Origin of the sequence: Mycobacterium innocens (assembly GCF_900566055.1) — a bacterium.
GTDB lineage: Bacteria > Actinomycetota > Actinomycetes > Mycobacteriales > Mycobacteriaceae > Mycobacterium > Mycobacterium innocens.
In genome coordinates this window covers 1-17718 of record NZ_UPHQ01000209.1, presented here as the reverse complement: position 1 = coordinate 17718, position 17718 = coordinate 1, and the positions used below count along the sequence as shown (strand labels likewise).

The following is a 17718-nucleotide window of genomic DNA, read 5'->3' as shown; positions in this document are numbered from 1 at the left end:
ACAGCACTACAGCACCGTGCCTTTGAACTACTCGACCTCACCCACCACCTGGGCTACACGTAATCATGCACACAACACAAAACCCCAGCTCACAGCCCATTCATCGCCAAACCAGGGGGAACTACGGACTAGTCCGCCCAGGCAGATCGCCATCAAAACCGAACCCAGCTGGGCCGGTTGGTGGCGGTCGGCGAAGTATTTGGGGAACAGCACGCTTTCCATCGGCAGATACAGCGCGGTGACAGACAGGTCGATCAGCGCCAGCGCACGCAATACCCGCAAACTCCACACGAAACGCAGCCCCTCGGCGACCCCGGAAACCAGCCCCTCGGGGCGGGTCGTGTGATGCGGCTTGCCGTTGCCCTCGAGCCGCAGGGCGGCAATGGCAAGGATGGACAACCCGAACGCCACCGAGGTGATCCACATCGTGTTGATGCCGCCGACCGTTGCGATCATGACGCCGCCGATGCCCGGACCCACCACAAAGGCGAGGTTGAGGATGGCCTCGTAGCTGCTGTTGACCCGGTCCAGCGACCAGCCCGCCCGAGCGGCGGCCTCGGGCAGCATCGACTGGCGGGCGGTTATCCCGGCCGGGTCGAAGGCGGCCGAACAGGCGCCCAGCGCCGCAAGCACGGCCACGTTGACGGCGCCGGTGCCCAACGCCCAGGCCACCAGCGGGACGGCGGCCACCGCGGTCCCGGATAGGGCGTCGGACACCATCGACACCCGGCGACGGCCGAAGTAGTCGACCGCGGTGCCGGCGATCAGCGTCGAGAACAGCAGCGGCAGCGTGGTCGCGCCGGCAACGATCGACGCCTGCCCCGCGCTGCCTTCGCGCTGCAACACCAGCCACGGGAACGCCACGATCGAGATACCGTCGCCCGCACACGCCATCAAGGTGGCGAACAGGATCAGAAACACCGGGCCGCGGCTGTTGTTGTTCATGGGCATCGCGGCTGAATCTAACGCCGTAGCCGTATCGGGGACCACTGAATTTCGGCGCCGTGCAGGATGTTGGTGTGCTCATGCATCCGAATACCGGCCGGGCATTCGGGTCTCCGGTCGATCCGGGCACCGGCTGGCCGGGCGATCCGGCGACACCGCAGACCCCGGTGGCGGCCGATGCCGCACAAGTCGTGCAACTGGCCGGCGCGGCACGCTCGATTCGCGAACTCGATGCCCTGGTCAGCGTGTGCCGGGCCTGTCCCCGACTGGTGAGCTGGCGGGAACACGTCGCCGCCGTAAAGCGCCGGGCCTTCGCCGATCAGCCGTATTGGGGACGGCCGGTGCCGGGCTTTGGGTCGGAGCGGCCCCGGCTGTTGATCGTCGGCCTGGCTCCGGCCGCGCACGGGGCCAACCGGACCGGGCGCATGTTCACCGGCGACCAGTCCGGAGATCAGCTGTATGCGGCGCTGCACCGCGCCGGCCTGGTGAACCAACCGACCAGCGTCGACGCCGCGGATGGCTTGCGCGCCAACCAGATTCGGATCGTCGCACCGGTGCGGTGCGCGCCGCCGGCCAACGCGCCCACCCCGGCCGAGCGGTTGGCCTGCTCGCCCTGGCTGGACACCGAGTGGCGGCTGGTTTCCGAGGACGTCCGGGTGATCGTTGCCCTGGGTGGGTTCGCCTGGCAGATCGCTTTGCGGATGTCTGGCGCGTTCGCCAAGCCCAAGCCGCGGTTCGGCCATGGTGTTGTGGCCGAGTTAGGGTCGGGACTGCGATTGCTCGGCTGCTACCACCCGAGCCAGCAGAACATGTTCACCGGTAAGTTGACTCCGGAAATGCTCGACGGCGTAATCCGCGACGCCAAGACTCTGGCAGGAATTGAGTAAGGGTGCGAACAGTTCTGGTTTCCGGTGCCAGTGTGGCCGGTACTGCGGTTGCGTACTGGCTTGGGCAGCAAGGCTATTCGGTCACGGTGGTGGAACGCCACCCCGGGCTGCGGCCGGGCGGCCAGGCGATCGATGTCCGCGGTCCGGCGCTGACGGTGCTGGACCGCATGGGGCTGCTGGCCGCCGCGCAGGCGTGCAAGACTGGCATCCGCGGCGCCTCGGTCGTCGACCGCGACGGCAACGAGTTGTCCCGGGACACCGAATCGACACCGACCGGCGGTCCTATCGACAATCCCAATATCGAGCTGCTGCGCGACGATCTCATCGAATTGCTCTACGGCGCAACCCAACCGGGAACCGAGTACCTCTTCGACGACAGTATCACCGCGTTGGACGACGACGGCGCCTCGGTCGCGGTGACCTTCGAGCGCGCCGATGCCCGCAGCTTCGACTTCGTGGTCGGCGCCGACGGATTGCATTCCAACGTGCGCCGGCTGGTTTTCGGTCCCGAGGAGCAATTCATCAAGAGGCTGGGCACTTTCGCGGCGATTTTCACCGTGCCCAACTTTCTGGAGCTCGACTATTGGCAGAAGTGGCATTACGGGGACGCCACCATGGCCGGGGTCTACAGCGCGCGGGGCAACACCGAGGCCCGTGCCGCACTGGGATTCATGGACCCCGATCTGCGGATCGATTATCGCGACAAAGAGGCTCAATTCGCCGAGCTGGAACGGCGGATGGCCACCGACGGCTGGGTTCGCGCGCAGCTGCTGCATTACATGAAGTCGGCGCCGGATTTCTACTTCGACGAGATGTCGCAGATCGTGATGGACCGCTGGTCCAAGGGCAGGGTCGCGCTGGTCGGCGACGCTGCATACTGCTGTTCGCCGTTGTCCGGGCAAGGGACCGGTGTTGCCCTGCTGGGCGCCTATATCCTGGCAGGTGAGCTCGCGGCGGCCGGCACCGACTACCAGCGCGGCTTTGCCAACTACTACGCCGAATTCAGCGGTTACGTCGAGCGCAACCAATGGCTGGTCAGCGACAACATCCCCGGTGGCGAACCGATACCCCAGGAAGAGTTCGAGCGCGTCGTGGACTCGCTCACGCTCGAGGACTACCAACGGCGCTGACCCCGCCGCGAAATCGTCGGCCATGATCGACACCACGGCCACGCCGCCGGTCGTCATGCGCCGCGCTGTAGGTGTGTGATCGTTCACAGTTGCACGTGTCGCGGTCGAGGTCCAGAGACGTCTCCGTCGGCGCCGGTAAACTTGGTGACGGCTAGTTGGGTTCGGTCCGCCAGCCCCTTCTCCCGGCAGTCGAACAGGCCGCGCCGCACCGCAAACCAATGCCCCTTGATAAAGGTGAGCTTCGACCGTATCCGGCGGTCCGTAACTCGCCGACACCAGCCAAGACGGAACGAGGAGCCTTTGCGTATGGTTCACCGCTACAGCTACCGCGTCGTCTGGTCACCTGGACACGACAAATACGCGGCCCGCTGCAACGAGATACCGGTCGTGTCGTCATTGGCCAGCACTCCGCAGGAAGCTCTCGACCAGATCGTGCGGCTGGTTGCCGACGGCGACGATGCCACCGACGGCCCGGTCACGAGCGCGATCCCGGAAAGGCCCGCCGTCACCGGGGATATGCCCGCCGGCTCACGACGATCGCTGCATCGGCCGCGGGTGGTACCTCGGTGGCGCACCCGTTGCTGAGCCGACGAGAGCTGGCTGCGGGTCGACCAGATCGCTGCCGAGGCGGACGTCAGGCCGGATCCGGCACATGACTGTTGATCCATTGCACCACCTCGTTCGCCGGCAACGGCGGACTGTGCACGAAACCCTGGGTGATGGTGCAGCCGTAGCGCCGCAGCGCGCTCAGGGTCACCTCGTCTTCGACTCCCTCGGCAACCAGGTCCGCTCCGAGGCTGTGGGCCAGCGCCACCGTCGACCGCACGATCGCAACCGAACGCGGGTCCTGGGCCAGTCGCGCCACGAACACCCGGTCGAGTTTGAGTTCGTCGACCGAGACGTCCTGCAAGCGTGCCAGCGACGACCATCCGGTGCCGTAATCGTCGAGCGAGATGCGAACGCCCAGGTGCTGCAACGCCGCGACGGTATTACGGGACCGCACCGAGTCGACGAGGGTGCTTTCGGTGATCTCGATGATGAGGGCATCGGCGGGCAGGCCGTGGGTCTTCAGCAGCCCCTCGATCGTGCTCACGAGATCGAGGTCAAGCAGATCTGTCGTCGAAAGATTAACGGCGACAGTCAAACACATACCCTGCTCACGCCAGGACCGGAGCTGCGCGAGCGCGAGGTCGAGGGTGCGGTTGGCCACCTGGCGCATCAGCCCGGCACGTTCGGCGGCGGGCAGGAACTCCTCCGGAAGAAGCATCCCCCGGCTGGGGTGGCGCCAGCGCAGCAGCGCCTCGACGCTGTGGACGCGACCGTCGTCGGCGTTGATCTTGGGCTGATAGTGACAGGTCAGTTCGTTGCCGTCCAACAGCGCGGCGCGTAGATCATCGACGAGGGCGGGATCGTGTCCGCGATACAGCTCAAACGACGAGTCGTAGGCCACGACTTTGCTTTTGGCGCCGTTGGCGTGCGGTATCGCCGTCTCGGCGCGGTTGAGCAAGTCCTGCGGATGGTCACAGTGGTCGGGGTAGAGCGCAATGGCGATGCGTGCATCGACCTGCACGGTCATCGGATCCAGCTGGAACGGTTCACCGAAGGCATCGAGTAGCCGACCCGCCTGCGCGCGTGCGGCAACGAGATCTGCGCCTTTGCTCAGCAGTATCGCGAACTCGTTGGCACCGGTGCGCGCAAGCAGGTCCTCGCGCCGCACGTACTGCGACAGGCGGTTCGCGATGCGGCACACCAGTTCATCGGCCAAGTGACGACCGACCGAACCGGTGATCTCGTCGAACCCGTAGAGATGCAGCAGCAGCAACGCTCGACGTCGTGGGGGTCTGGGCGCCAAGTCCGGCGCGTTGGCCGACAGCGCGGTCAGGGCTGTCGCCAGCGAACGCCGATTGGGCAGCGCGGTCAACTCGTCCGTCATGGCGTGCTGGTGGGTTTCGGCCAACACGCTGACCTCCCGGAAAGCCACCGAGAACCGCGCCGCGACCGCGATCAGGCTCAACGCGGCCAAAGCGCCCGCGATCCGCGAGTGCGGGCCCAGCACAATAACTCCCAGCGCCACGGCGGTGCAGGCCACGGGCGCGGCGTACGAACCGAGTCCACGCTTCGGTGCGGGCTCCGCCGATGACCAGGGCGCCCAGCTGGCCATCGCCACCAGTAGCGACGACGCGGGCCACAGGGCATCGAACCAGGTGCCCACCCGGTACGAGCCCGCGGCGGTTTCGAAGAGGTACATGGTGTCGGCGGCGGCGAACAGCGTGAACCCGGCGACCAGCAGACTCCAGCGAAACTCGTTGCGCAAGCCCAGGATCGGCAGCATCCCGGCGGCAAGGGACAGGAGGACCAGATCGCCCCACGGATACACCAGGCCGACCAGCACGGTGGCCGGTGCGCGGGCAGCCGCCGCCTGAATAGGGCCTGCGGTCAGGGCCGCGGCGACCGCGGCGCCGGCCAATCCACTGATCAGCGAATCGAGCCTGACCGTAACCGGCACCCTTTTCAGCCGCGCCCGCATGAGCAGCAGCAGCCCGGCGTAGACGAACGGATAGAACGCCAGGTAGAGCGGATCCGCGCAGGACGGCGACTGACCGTCGGGCACCCACAGCCAGTAGACGACGTCACCCAACGCTGCGGATACTTGTCCGGCCGCGATCAGCGACCAAGCCACCCGGCCGGCGGCAACGCGATAGGCGCGAGCGCCAATCACCGCAGCCGCCAGCAGGTTCAGCGCCGGATACCAGGATTCGGCGAAGACGTTGCGACCGGCATGCACGGTGAGCGCGGTGTAAACGGCGACGCCGATTGTCAGCAGCGCCAGGGCAATCCGGACGCCCAAGGGCGGCCACCGAACTCCGCGCCGCGGCGGGCGTTCCCACCGGGCCGGCGTGGCCGCCGGGAAGCCGGCCAACCGCCGCAGCAGCGGTGCCGCCTGGTCCCGCGCGGGTTCTGAAGGGTCGCACGTGTCTGCGGCGGTCCCGCGGGCAGAGGTGTTTCCCGGGGTGGCTTGCGGGGTGGCCTGGATGGTCGATATCGGTGCGTCGGCGTGATGTGCGAGCGCATCGGGGAAGGGCACATCCGGTACGAAACTGCGGATCCGTTCGCCGCCTTCGCGTTTGGCGGCATACATGGCCAGGTCGGCATGCCGGAGAAGCTCGTCGACGGTACAGCTCGATCCCGCGGTGGCTACGGTGTACCCGATGCTGGGACGTACCGTGACCGGAACGCCGTCGATGACGATCGCCGCGTCGAATGCGCCGAGTACCCGTTGCGCCGCCGTTTGTGTTTCCTCGACGGAGCCTTCGATGAGCACCGCGAACTCGTCCCCGCCCAGCCTGGTGATGGTCGCCGTTTCGTCCAGGGAGGCGGTCAGCAGGCTGGCGACCCGAATGAGAAGCTCGTCGCCGGCCGGATGGCCCAGGGCGTCGTTGACCTGCTTGAAGTTGTCCAGGTCGAGGCATAACACCGCGATCGGTGTGGGGCGCTGATCCCGAGCGGCGATGGCTCGTTCCAATCGGTTGAGGAACCGGGTCCGATTGGCCAGGCCGGTCAGGCTGTCGCGAGACGCCTCCTGCGCCACCTCAGCCAGCAAAGCCTGGTTCTCGACCAGGACGACGAGCTGGCGGGCCAGCGCCGCAGCCACCAGAATGCTGAGCGCGGCGAACAGGAACGGCCACTGCCGCACCTGGTCCATGAGGTGGCCCAGGCCGATCGCCGCGGCCAGCACCAGCGGCAGGTACGGCAACCACAGCCGGACCCGGGACGTGACCTCCTCACTGGCCTCACTGGCCTCATTGACCTCACCGGTCTCGTCCGAAACGGCAGTTGGGGACTCCCTGAGACTGGCGAGCGCAGCCAGAGCCACCAATCCCAGGCCGGCCACTCGGGGCAGGTCGACCAGCTCGCCGGTGTGATAGCTGCCGATCCCGGTCTGGAACACGATCACGATGTCGGCGCCCCCGATTACGGTGATCCCGGCGGCTAGCAGGCTCAGGCTGGGCCGCCCGCCGGAGAGGGTTCGCGACAACACCAGAATGGCAACCGTCATGACGACGACGTCAGCGAGGACATGGGTGAATATCACGGGCCGCGAGCTGCTGGCGTCCCGTACCACTTTGTTGAGGATGAATACCCACGTGGCCACGAACAACGACGTCGCGACGATGACACCGTCGAGGATCAGCCGCCAAGGCACCCGCCGAACGGAAGCGGACAGCAGCACCAAAGACACCGTGACACCGACGGGATACCACAGCAGCGCCGTCTCGGCGGCCGTCGGGTGTGCGACGTGATCGAGTTGCTGACACACCTCGGACAGGTCGCAGCTGACCTCCCCGACCGCCCACCCCGCCAGCGCCGTTGTCAGCGCCAGCCATCCCAATCTGCGCCGTCCGACCGCGCAACGGGCCGCGTTGCCGGCACATCCCGCGGTGAAAAGCAACGACAACACCGGCACCAGCTGGTTGACCGGCCGAGCCGGGTAGGCGCCCGGCCAGCCCCCGATCGATATCGCCGCGGTCAGCGCCACGGCGATGACGTATCCGCCACCAACGAGCCAGCCAGCGCGCGCCGGCAGCCCGAAGCGCCGCCACGAATTGGGTGTGCCGCGTTTCATAGCCGCTCCAGTCGCTTCGCACCCCATTGCCGGTGACAACTGGCAGCTTCACCGCGCGCTTCAGCGCAGAATAATCCGTTACGACCGGTCCAGCTTGACTACGCCCCCGCGTTTTGCGGGACCGGGGTCAACGCGAAGATCGGGATGGGCCGTGGCGTGCGGCGCTGGTAAACGGTGTACCGATTCGCGGTGTTCTTGTTGACCAGCTGCCACATCCGGAAGTAGTCCGCGTCGTCCGGGGTGACCCGTCGTGCGGTCACCGCCAATCGCCGTGGGCCGAGGTTGATTTCGCATTGCGGATGCTTGCGCAGGTTGTGGTACCAGCCGGGGTGGCGATCGGCTCCGCCGTTGGAGGCGACGATCAGATACGAGTCGCCGTCGCGCGCGTAGGCGAGCGACGTGGTGCGCGGCTGGCCGGTCTTGGCGCCAACGGTGTGCAGCAGCAGGCAAGGTGGAACACCCGGGATGCGGTGCCCAATCCGACCATTGGTCTTCTGGTAGACCGTGTCATGCAGTCGCAACAGCGGCGCGCCGACTAATCGCTCGAACGGCGTGAGATTGCTCATCTCATGGCCCAGCCTTACTGGCTCGCGTCGATCCGGGCCAACGCCTCCCGCAGCATTCGCCCGGTGGCCTCACGGTCCGGGTCGCGGCGCAGCACCATCGCCTTGGCAAGCGCCAGCTTGTCGCCGTTACGTCGCGGTAGCACGTGCAGGTGAATGTGGAACACCGTCTGGAAGGCGGCGCTGCCGTCGTTGATCGCGATGTTGGTCGCGTCGGCCAATTCCGTCGCGCGGGCGGCCTTGGCGATCCGCTGGCCGATCGTGACCATGTCGGCCAGCGTGTCCGGCGGGGTGTCGGTGATGTCCACGGTGTGTCGTTTGGGCAGTACCAGGGTGTGGCCGCGGCTGAACGGGCGGATGTCGAGGATGGCCAGATAGCCGTCGTCTTCGTAGATCGGAATGGCTGGGGCTTCACCGGCGACTATCGCACAGAACACGCAGGGCATAGGGCCCACGGTACTGCGCCCGGCGCCGCCCCTTCCGCACGGACCCGCGGCCGTCGACGCTTAGGGGAGCACCTGGAACCGCCCGATCGAGCGGGATACGCTGCGGCGGTGGACCCTAACGATCTCGTCTTCGTCGGTGCGACGGAGCAGGCGCAAATGCTGGCAGACGGTGAGATCACCGCACCGGTGCTTCTCGAGGTCTATCTGGAACGAATCGAGCGGCTGGACAGCCAGTTGCGCGCCTACCGCGTGGTGCGCTACGACGGCGCGCGCGACGAGGCCGAGGTGGCCCAGCAGCGGCTCGACGCCGGCGAGCGGCTGCCGCTGCTTGGCGTACCGATCGCGGTCAAAGACGATGTGGACCTCGCCGGAGAGGTGACGACGTACGGCGGCGGCGGGCACGGTCCGGCGGTGACCGGCGATGCCGAGCTGGTGCGCCGGCTGCGCGCCGCGGGTGCCGTCGTCATCGGCAAGACCAATGTGCCCGAGCTGATGATGATGCCCTACACCGAGTCGCTGACCTTCGGGGCGACCCGCAACCCGTGGAATCCTTCCCGGACTCCCGGTGGCAGCAGTGGCGGCAGTGCCGCTGCGGTGGCTGCCGGGTTGGCGCCGGTGGCGTTCGGATCCGACGGCGGCGGGTCGATCCGGATCCCGTCGACCTGGTGTGGAGTGTTCGGGCTGAAGCCGCAACGTGACCGGATCTCGTTGGAGCCGCACGACGACGCGTGGTACGGGCTCAGCGTCAACGGCCCGATCACGCGTACGGTGCGAGACGCCGCGCTGCTGCTCGACGTGACGACCTCGGTGCCCGGTCCCGAAGGCGAATTCGTCGACGCTGCCGCACGCGAGCCCGGACGCCTGCGAATTGCCTTGAGCACCAAGGTTCCCACGCCGCTTCCGGTCCGCGTTGGCAAGGCGCAACTGGCAGCGGTCGACCAGGCGGGTGCATTGCTGCGCGATCTCGGCCACGACGTGATCATTCGCGACCCCGAGTATCCGGCCGCGCTGTACGCCAACTTCTTCCCCCGCTATCTGCGCGGTATCAGCGACGACGCCGACGCGCAGGCTCACCCGGAACGTCTGGAAGCGCGCACCCGCAACATCGCCCGGATGGGGTCATTCTTCTCGGACCGCCGGATGGCGGCGCTGCGCGCCGCGGAAGCCGCGCTCAGCAGCCGGATCCAGTCGATCTTCGACGACGTGGACGTCGTCGTCACCCCGGGTACGGCGGCCGGCCCGCCGAGGATCGGCGCCTATCAGCGCCGGGGAGCGGTGTCGACGCTGCTGCTGGTGGCCCAACGGGTGCCCTACCAACAGGTCTGGAATGTGACCGGCCAGCCCGCCGCCGTGGTGCCCTGGGACTTCGACGACGACGGCATGCCGATGTCGGTGCAACTCGTCGGCCGGCCCTATGACGAGGCGACCCTGCTGTCGCTGTCGGCGCAGATCGAAGCCGCCCGGCCGTGGGCGCACCGGCGACCGCCGGTGTCGTGACAGCAAAGCGCCTGGCCCGTCGGCTACCGAGGCCGGCGCGCATCAGCGGCGCCTAGCTAGACCGGATTCATTGAGTCGATCAACCACTCGCCGCTCACTTTCGTCAGCCCAGCGCGAACCGAGCTCGCGGTGACTACCGGTGCGGGTTTGTCCCTGCTGGTTGTACTTTGGTCGACGAACAGCAGAACCGAGGCCTTCCCGGTGGTCAATGACTCGACACCGGCATGGGTAACGGTAGCGGTTGCGGTGATGCCGTTGCTTCGCGCCGCCGGAATGACCTGTTGCCTGGCGAATTGCCGGTAATAGTCGAGAAATGCTCCAGTCAGCACTTCCTCAGCCGCCCTGGTGTCTTGCTCCACCGTGTCCGCCGTGTACGTGAGCACTTTGGCCACATCGGCTTTGGCGACTTCCAACACGGCGTGGCGGTTGGCGGCGCGGTTGGCCGGCAATTGTCGGTTCTTGACCAGCATCAGCCCGCCGCCCAGCGCCCCGGCCGCAAGCGTCGCGACAGTGAGCGCGGCGACGACAGCCCACCACGCGACTCGCCGGGTCATCGGACAAATTCCACGTTCGACACCAGGTAGGTGTCACCGATTTTTTCCACCTGCATGAGTAAGCGCCATGATCGTGGGTCTTGGGTTGCACCGGCGTTGTTGGTGACTTTCGATGTCATGGCCACCACCACGCGGGCTGTCGTGCCGCTGATCGCCTCCAGGCCTGCGCCGGTGGCGATTCCATGGGTTACCACGTTCGAATTCACAATTGTCTGCTTGAACTCGGATCTTCTGCTGGCAAAGTCGTCGTGATAGGTGCCGGTCGAACCGTCGAGTATCCGCTGGACGTCGCGATCGGCGGTCTGGGGATCGAGACTCGTCAAGAACACGCCGAACTGCTTCGCGTATTCGACGTACGGCTGCCACTGCGGCGCGGCGGTGGCCGGCCGCGGGCCGGGCCGCAGCACCTGCACCGCGGCAAAACTGATGGCGCACAGCAGCATTGCTGCCAGCACCAGCGGAACCACAATCGATACGGCTGTTCGTCGCCGCGCCGCAGGCTGCGCCGCGGGCATGGCGGGATGCCAGTACATCGGCTGCATCGGGGCGGCGCGCGTATCGACAGCGTTCAGGGGAGCAGGAGCGATTCCCGCTGCCATTGTCCGATCGTCCGGCCGCTGCGCCGCCATGCCTACATCGGGTGTGACGCCTTGAGTTAACGCCCGGGCGAAGTCTCGGCAGCTGGGGTAGCGGTCATTCGGCCGTTTTGCCATTGCAGTCGCGAAAACCAGGTCCAGCGAGGCAAGTTCGGGTCGCTGGTCGCTCAGCTTTGGCGGTGGTGCATTGAGGTGCTGGCTGATCACTGCGACCGGGTTGGAATGCTGATACGGAGGTGCACCCGTGAGAAGGTGAAAGGCGGTGGTGGCCAACGCATACTGGTCGGCGCGGCCGTCGATGTCGGCGCCCACCAGCTGTTCGGGCGCGCAATATGCGGCCGTGCCGATCGTCAGATTCGTTGCGGTGATCCCGCTGATGTCGCCGGCTTGGCGGGCTATCCCGAAGTCCGCCAAGAATATTCGCCGGTGACCGTCGCCGTCTGGCTCGGTGAGCAAGATATTGGCGGGTTTGACGTCACGGTGCAGCAGACCTCCCTGATGGGCGTAATCGAGTGCGCTGGCCACGGCTGTCACGATGGTGGCAATCTCGGCTGCGGGCATGCCCTCGGGGTAGCGGTTGGCCGTGAGCTGTGCTGCGTCGGTTCCCTCGATGTAGTCCATCGAGATCCACAGCTGACCGTTGAACTCGCCGCGGTCGTGGACACTGACGATGTGCGGGTGAAACAGGGTGGCGGCCATGTCGGCCTCGCGTTGGAATCGCTCACGGAACACACTGTCCGCCGATACGTCCCGAGGCAGGACTTTCAATGCGTCACCGCGTGGCAACCGGGGATGCTGCGCAAGGTACACCTCGCCCATACCCCCCGAGCCGAGTAGCCGCACAATGGTGTACCCAGCAAACGTTGTGCCGACAGGTAACGGCATGGCCGGATATTACCCCGTGAGTAAGTGCGGACGACTTGCCAGCCCGCCGGTTCGCTGCGCCTTGTCGGTCGACCGGCCGCGCCTCGCGGCGGCGTTATACGTTGAACGGTAATGGACATTGGAGGCCACCGTGGAAGACCTGCCCGAGCCGGTCGACCGCGATATCGCCGATCTGCTCGACGGGCTCGACGGCACGGCACGCGCCGAGCGCGCCGAGCTGATCGAGTGGCTGCTCGAACAGGGCATCACCGCTGACGAGATCCGGTTGGCCAACCCGCCGCTGCTGCTGGCCACCCGGCGGCTGATCGGCGACGATGGCACGTACGTATCCGCCCGCGAGATCAGCGAGACCTACGGCATTGACCTCACTCTGCTGCAGCGGGTGCAGCGCGCCATCGGTTTAGCCAGAGTCGACGACCCGGACGCGGCCGTACATATGCGCGCCGACGGTGAAGCCGCCGCGACTGCGCAGCGGTTCGTGGAGCTGGGGCTGGATACCGATCAAATCGTCATGGTGGTGCGTGTTCTCGCCGAGGGCCTGTCACACGCCGCGGAGGTCATGCGCTATACCGCGCTGTCGGCGATCATGCGTCCGGGGGTCACCGAGGTGCAGATCGCCCAGGCGTCGCAGGCGCTGGTGAGCCGGATCGTGCCGCTGCTCGGCCCGATGATCCAGGAGATGCTGTTCATGCAGTTGCGGCACATGATGGAAACCGAGGCCGTCAGTGCCGGTGAGCGAGCTGCCGGCAAGCCGTTGCCGGGCGCGCGCCAGGTCACCGTCGCTTTCGCCGATCTCGTCGGCTTCACCAAGCTCGGTGAGGTGGTGTCGGCCGAAGAGTTGGGGCATCTTGCCGGCCGGCTGTCAGAGCTGGCGCGTGACCTGACCGCTCCGCCGGTGCGGTTCATCAAGACGATCGGTGACGCGGTGATGTTCGTCTGCCCGGATCCGGTGCCCCTGTTGGACACGGTCCTGAAGTTGGTCGAGGTCGTCGACACCGATGCGGCGTTTCCCCGGTTGCGCGCAGGAGTTGCGTGCGGCATGGCGGTGAGCCGGGCCGGTGACTGGTTCGGCAGTCCGGTGAACGCGGCCAGCCGGGTCACCGGGGTGGCGCGGCCGGGCACGGTGCTGGTCGCCGATTCCGTCTGGGAGTCCGTGGGTGACGGCGCCGGGTTCGAGTGGTCATTCGCCGGCACCCGTCGCCTCAAGGGCATCAAGAATGAAGCCAAGTTGTTCCGGGTGCGGCGCGGCGACGGCGGCGACCGGCGGCCCTGATTGGGCAGGCCGATCCGCAGGACTGTCCATCGCGCATATGGGCAGGCCCGGAGCGACTCTCGGGGGCGTCTGGCTCCGTCTTACGCGGATCCTGCGCTGCCGGATCTCACCCCGTTTTCCGGCACTTGAGTTCGGTCGCTTCCGGGCCTGCTTCGCTACCAAAAATACAACTGCGCATTACCCGATAGCAATGGCCTTCCGGGCTGCCGATGGTTTGGGCAAGGTCGCGCGCGGCTTGGACGTTCACTGCCAGTGAACGGTGTTCCCTAACCGGTATTACGGTGTAATCATGTAATTATGAAAGCACACCATATGCACGGACACCGGTACGGGCGCCCCGGGGGCTGGCAGCAAGCCCAGCAACCCGACACCAGTGATGCGGCCGAATGGTTCGCCGGACGTCTCCCCGAAGATTGGTTCGACGGCGATCCCACGGTCATCGTCGACCGCGAGGAGATCACGGTGATCGGCAAGCTGGCCGCACCAGAGGATTCCGGGCAGGAGCAGAGTCCGGCGCGCGGGAAAGGACGAGCCTCGCGGTTCCGGGAGGAAACTCGCTCCGAGCGGATGCGGATCGCCGACGAGGCTCAGGATCGCTACGGACGCAAGGTGTCCTGGGGCGTGGACGTCGTCTCCGGCACCGGCACCGAGCGGATCCTGTTCACCCACATCGCGGTTCCGGTGATGACCCGCCTGAGGCAACCGGAGCGTCAGGTGCTGGACACGCTGGTCGACGCCGGTGTCGCGCGGTCACGAGCCGACGCCCTCGCGTGGTCGGTCAGGCTGGTCGGTGAGCACACCGAGGAATGGCTGGCCAAGTTACGCACCGCTATGGCGGCGGTGGACGACCTCCGCGCCCAGGGACCCGATCTGGGGAATTAGCCCCCTACTTGGGTTCCTTGTTGACCTTGGCGATGATCTGGTCGGCGATCTGGCCACCCTGGTCGGTGATCTGGTAACCGCAGGCGTTGACGTCGACGATCACGTTGTTCGCCACGCTCATCGCGCGCTGGCACTCCCAGCCGTCAGCGCCCTCCTGGGTGTCGATGACCGTGATCTTCGGCGGGCTGCCGACCACGTCGGCGAACGTCCACCGGTAGGTCTTGCCCTTATTGGTGACGGTCACGGTCTTGCCCGCGCAGTTTTTCCATTTGCCGGCCGCAGACTGCAGGAACGAGCGAGCTTTGTCGGCGGACGGGAAGGCCACCACGGCCTGGTTGACCCAGTGGTCGTAGTTGTCGCCGGGTTCCGACGACACCAGACCGCTGATTCCGGTGTAGCCCGTGCCGGAGTAGACCGGATCTTGGCTGGTATACAAGGCGCCCTGGCAGTCGGGCAGCGACAGCGTCACCGGGGACGGGTCCATCGACGTGATGGGTTTGCCCGGTTGGATGTTCGATGCGCCCATCACGGAGTTGATTTCTGAAGGGCTCAGCAACAGCGCGCTGAGCCGGTCCTCCGAGATCGGTTTCGGCGGCGGCGCCGGCTTGGGTCGGGTGACCAGCCAGATGCCCACTCCTCCGACGACCAGGACGAGCACGATAGCGACGGCTGCCACGATCGGCCACGGGTTGCGGTTCCGTGATGCCGACGGCTGCCGCCCCTGATTCCAGGCCGGTGGGCCGGGGGGTTGCTGCGGCGGCGGTGCGCCCGGTGGCGTACCGCCCCAGCCGCCGCCTTGGTAGAACGCCGGGGTGGGGGTCGGCTGGCTGGCCGGCATCGGGCCGCTCGTCGGCGCCCACGAGGGTTGGCCCGCTGGCGGCGGGGCTGGAGCCCGCCCGGGCGGTGCCGAGGCCGCGGCGGGTCCGGAGACTCCCGGCTGACCGGGGCCCGCCGAAGGTCCTGACGAGGGCGCCGAACCGGCCCCGGCTGGGTAATACGGCGGCTGCCGCTGCGGGGCGGGTCGCGGTGCCGGCGTTGCGGGGGCCGGAGATACCGAAGGTGCCATCCCGGTGGCCGGCATGGTCGGCGGCGCGACGGCTGTGGGCGGGCCGGGCAGGGTGGCTTCCTGACTGCGGCGCAGGATGTCGGCAGCGTGGTCTTGATCGGGGTCGCTGAGCGCTTCATGGGCGGCCAGCGCCAAATCTCCGGCACTGGCGTAGCGGTCCTCGGGCTTTTTGGCCATGCCGCGCGCGATCACCGCGTCGAAGGCCTTGGGGATGCCCGCTCGCAGGGTGCTGGGCTGCGGGATGGGATCGATCAAATGAGCGGTGACCAGCATGCTGGCGCTGTCGGCGCGGTAGGGCGGACTCCCGGTCAGGCATTCGTGCAGCACGCACGCCAACGCATAGATGTCGGCGCGGTAGGTGACTTCGTCGTTGGAGAAACGCTCGGGCGCCATGTATTTCCAGGTGCCCACCGCGGTGCCCAATTGGGTGAGCTTTTCGTCGGTGGTGGCGCTGGCGATGCCGAAGTCGACCAGGTAGGCGAAGTCGTCGCGGGTGACCAGGATGTTCTGCGGTTTGACGTCGCGGTGCATCACGCCGGCGGCGTGGGCGGCGTCGAGGGCGGAGGCGATCTGGGTGATGATGGCCACCGCTCGCGGCGGGGTCAGCGGGCCGAAGCGCTTGAGGATGTGGTCCAGGTCGGTGCCCTCGATGAGGCGCATCTCCAGGTACATCTGCCCGTCGATTTCGCCGTAGTCATGGATGGGCACCACGTGGGGTTCCTGCAGCCGGCCGGTGATGCGCGCTTCACGCTTCATCCGCTCCCGAAACACCGGGTCCTTACTGAAGGTTTCCGACATCAGCTTGACCGCGACCGTCCACTCTTTGACCGTGTGTTCGGCCTCGTAGACTTCGCCCATCCCGCCGCGGCCCAGCAGCCGCTTCAGGCGATAGGGCCCGAATGTCGACCCGACTCGCGAGCCCTGCGCGTCACTCATCGCTGATCCTCCCGGTCACGCCGCGATGCCGCAGACACTATCAACAACAGTCCGCCAGGCGCGTCAGCCGCGAGGTCCGGAAATGACCCGGAAATGGCCCGGAAATGGCCCTCAAATGGCCCGGCGCCGACGGCGGACCGGCACCCGCACCGTGTTCCGAAAACCCCGTCGCGGATCGCCTGGAACCCGCCCCCAGCACCCGCCCGGCGCGCGTCCTTCCCCGGGGCCGGACGGCGCCAAGAAGTCCGCAAGAATGCGGCAAGCGCATAGGCAGAAGCTCTCCTCAGCTGTCGAGAAAGGAAGAGACCGATGCCTACCACGGCCGGGACCGGCTCGAAGATCCACGTCGCCGTCATATTCGTGATGACCGCCTTGGTCGGGTTTGCGGCAACGTTTCCGGTGCAATGGCGTACCAGCGCCGGACGCGCCTGGTCCTACGGGGTGTACTACATCGGATACCGGCTGTTGTCGGTACAGCTCTCCTGCGGTTCGCTGGCCGTCAGCGGGGTCCCGTTCGTCATGAAGCACGCCTGAGCGCCCGGTTCACTTGCGGGCCTTGCGTTGCGGGTCAAGACGCCTGAGTTGCACAGCGATGAGCATCACCAGCACGATCGCCTGCACCAGACAAGCTCCGGCGGCTAGCAGCCAGCTACTGACCTTGTAGTCCCACAGCGGATCCTGGTCCCCGCCCGCGGTGCGCCGCAGGTCGTTGAGATCGACGGTGGCGGCGGCCATGGCGTAGGCCCACCGGGACGGGGACAGCCAGGCCAGTTGCTCGAGCGGAGGCCGGCCGTTGACCGCGAACATTCCGCCGCACAGCACCAGTTGGGCCATGACCACCAGTACCAGCAGCGGCATGCCCCGATCGGCGTTGCCGATCAGCGCCGAGATCAGCAGGCCGATGATCATCGAAACCACAGTGACGGCAACGACAGCCACCGCTATCTCGAGTGTCGGCCAAGGCAGCACGACCGATTGGTCCGGTGCGGGCAGGAACGCCGTCCCCAGGAATCCGAGGATGAGTCCTTGGATGGTGGTTAGTGCGGTCAGGACGACGAGTTTGGAGGCCAGGTAGGCGTTGGCGGATAGGCCGATGCCGTGTTCGCGGCGGTAGATGGCTTGTTCTTTGACGATTTCGCGGATGGAGGCTGCGCAGCCCATCAGGGCGCCGCCGATGATCAGCAGTACCAGCAGTTGGGAGGGTTGGGTTGAGCGTTCTTCGATGGCTTTGGCCAGGGAGAGTCCGGCGTTGCCGGGTACGGCGTGGGCGAACAGGCTCAGCAGCAGCGGCAGGGCCAGCAGGAACACCGAGTATTGGCGGTCGGCGGCGATGACGGCCAGGTAGCGCCGGCACAAGATGGCGAATTGGGACAGGGCGCTTTGTTGGGCCAGGGCTTTGGTGGTGGGCGCCGGTGCGGGTGGGCCGGGTTTGGG

Annotated in this window: 14 protein-coding genes and 1 pseudogene; 7 read left to right on the top strand and 8 right to left on the bottom strand. The window is 66.9% G+C overall.

The genetic code is table 11. The features are described from left to right. Positions 1-126: 126 nt before the first annotated feature. Positions 127-945 (bottom strand): annotated as a pseudogene (locus EET03_RS19865) (MFS transporter); the annotation flags it as partial. A 59-nt stretch (positions 946-1004) separates the two neighbouring features. Between EET03_RS19865 and EET03_RS19860 the strand changes: the two are divergent. From EET03_RS19860 to EET03_RS19850, 3 genes are all read left to right on the top strand, one after another. Next, on the top strand, positions 1005-1832 hold the full coding sequence (locus EET03_RS19860) for a uracil-DNA glycosylase (protein ID WP_075540730.1): 828 nt from the start codon (positions 1005-1007) through the stop codon (positions 1830-1832). Positions 1833-1834: 2 nt separating this feature from the next. Further along, on the top strand, positions 1835-2962 hold the full coding sequence (locus EET03_RS19855) for an FAD-binding protein (RefSeq protein ID WP_075540731.1): 1128 nt from the start codon (positions 1835-1837) through the stop codon (positions 2960-2962). 306 nt (positions 2963-3268) lie between these two features. After that, positions 3269-3547, top strand: coding sequence for a hypothetical protein (locus EET03_RS19850; RefSeq protein ID WP_075540732.1), 279 nt, complete (start codon positions 3269-3271; stop codon positions 3545-3547). Positions 3548-3596: 49 nt separating this feature from the next. Here the strand turns inward: EET03_RS19850 and EET03_RS19845 are convergent, their stop codons facing one another. The 3 genes from EET03_RS19845 to EET03_RS19835 all read right to left on the bottom strand — a co-directional run bounded on the left by EET03_RS19845 (position 3597) and on the right by EET03_RS19835 (position 8595). Then, positions 3597-7586, bottom strand: coding sequence for a diguanylate cyclase domain-containing protein (locus tag EET03_RS19845; RefSeq protein ID WP_099193686.1), 3990 nt, complete (start codon positions 7584-7586; stop codon positions 3597-3599). Between the two features lie 98 nt (positions 7587-7684). Further along, a complete protein-coding gene (locus tag EET03_RS19840; RefSeq protein WP_099193685.1) occupies positions 7685-8152 on the bottom strand; it encodes a nitroreductase family deazaflavin-dependent oxidoreductase in 468 nt (155 codons plus the stop codon). A 14-nt stretch (positions 8153-8166) separates the two neighbouring features. After that, the gene (locus EET03_RS19835; RefSeq protein ID WP_063470576.1) at positions 8167-8595 is read right to left on the bottom strand and encodes an HIT family protein; all 429 of its coding nucleotides are present in this window, start codon (positions 8593-8595) and stop codon (positions 8167-8169) included. 108 nt (positions 8596-8703) lie between these two features. Between EET03_RS19835 and EET03_RS19830 the strand changes: the two genes are divergently transcribed. After that, the gene (locus EET03_RS19830) at positions 8704-10092 is read left to right on the top strand and encodes an amidase (protein WP_075540735.1); all 1389 of its coding nucleotides are present in this window, start codon (positions 8704-8706) and stop codon (positions 10090-10092) included. A gap of 56 nt (positions 10093-10148) precedes the next feature. Here EET03_RS19830 and EET03_RS19825 read toward each other — a convergent pair whose 3' ends face one another. Together EET03_RS19825 and EET03_RS19820 are read right to left on the bottom strand one after the other, a co-directional pair. Continuing rightward, positions 10149-10646 (bottom strand): hypothetical protein, encoded by a 498-nt coding sequence (locus EET03_RS19825; protein ID WP_075540736.1) that lies wholly within the window; start codon positions 10644-10646, stop codon positions 10149-10151. Next, positions 10643-12127, bottom strand: a complete 1485-nt coding sequence (locus EET03_RS19820; protein ID WP_075540737.1) for a serine/threonine-protein kinase — start codon at positions 12125-12127, stop codon at positions 10643-10645. The genes EET03_RS19825 and EET03_RS19820 overlap by 4 nt, the downstream gene beginning before the upstream one ends. A 130-nt stretch (positions 12128-12257) precedes the next feature. Here EET03_RS19820 and EET03_RS19815 point away from each other — a divergent pair, with 130 nt between their 5' ends. Both EET03_RS19815 and EET03_RS19810 read left to right on the top strand, forming a co-directional pair. Further along, positions 12258-13400, top strand: a complete 1143-nt coding sequence (locus tag EET03_RS19815; protein ID WP_075540741.1) for an adenylate/guanylate cyclase domain-containing protein — start codon at positions 12258-12260, stop codon at positions 13398-13400. 297 nt (positions 13401-13697) lie between these two features. Further along, complete coding sequence (locus EET03_RS19810; protein WP_075540738.1) at positions 13698-14282, top strand: hypothetical protein; 585 nt, start codon at positions 13698-13700, stop codon at positions 14280-14282. Between the two features lie 4 nt (positions 14283-14286). Here EET03_RS19810 and EET03_RS19805 read toward each other — a convergent pair whose 3' ends face one another. Next, positions 14287-16284: a serine/threonine-protein kinase PknH/PknJ gene (locus tag EET03_RS19805; RefSeq protein ID WP_099193684.1), complete on the bottom strand. Its 1998-nt coding sequence runs from the start codon at positions 16282-16284 to the stop codon at positions 14287-14289. Positions 16285-16593: 309 nt separating this feature from the next. Between EET03_RS19805 and EET03_RS19800 the strand changes: the two genes are divergently transcribed. Next, positions 16594-16818 (top strand): hypothetical protein, encoded by a 225-nt coding sequence (locus EET03_RS19800; protein ID WP_063470581.1) that lies wholly within the window; start codon positions 16594-16596, stop codon positions 16816-16818. Between the two features lie 9 nt (positions 16819-16827). Here EET03_RS19800 and EET03_RS19795 read toward each other — a convergent pair. Beyond that, positions 16828-17718, bottom strand: an 891-nt coding sequence (locus EET03_RS19795; protein WP_136625734.1) for an ABC transporter permease, incomplete at its 5' end; no start/stop codon positions are given.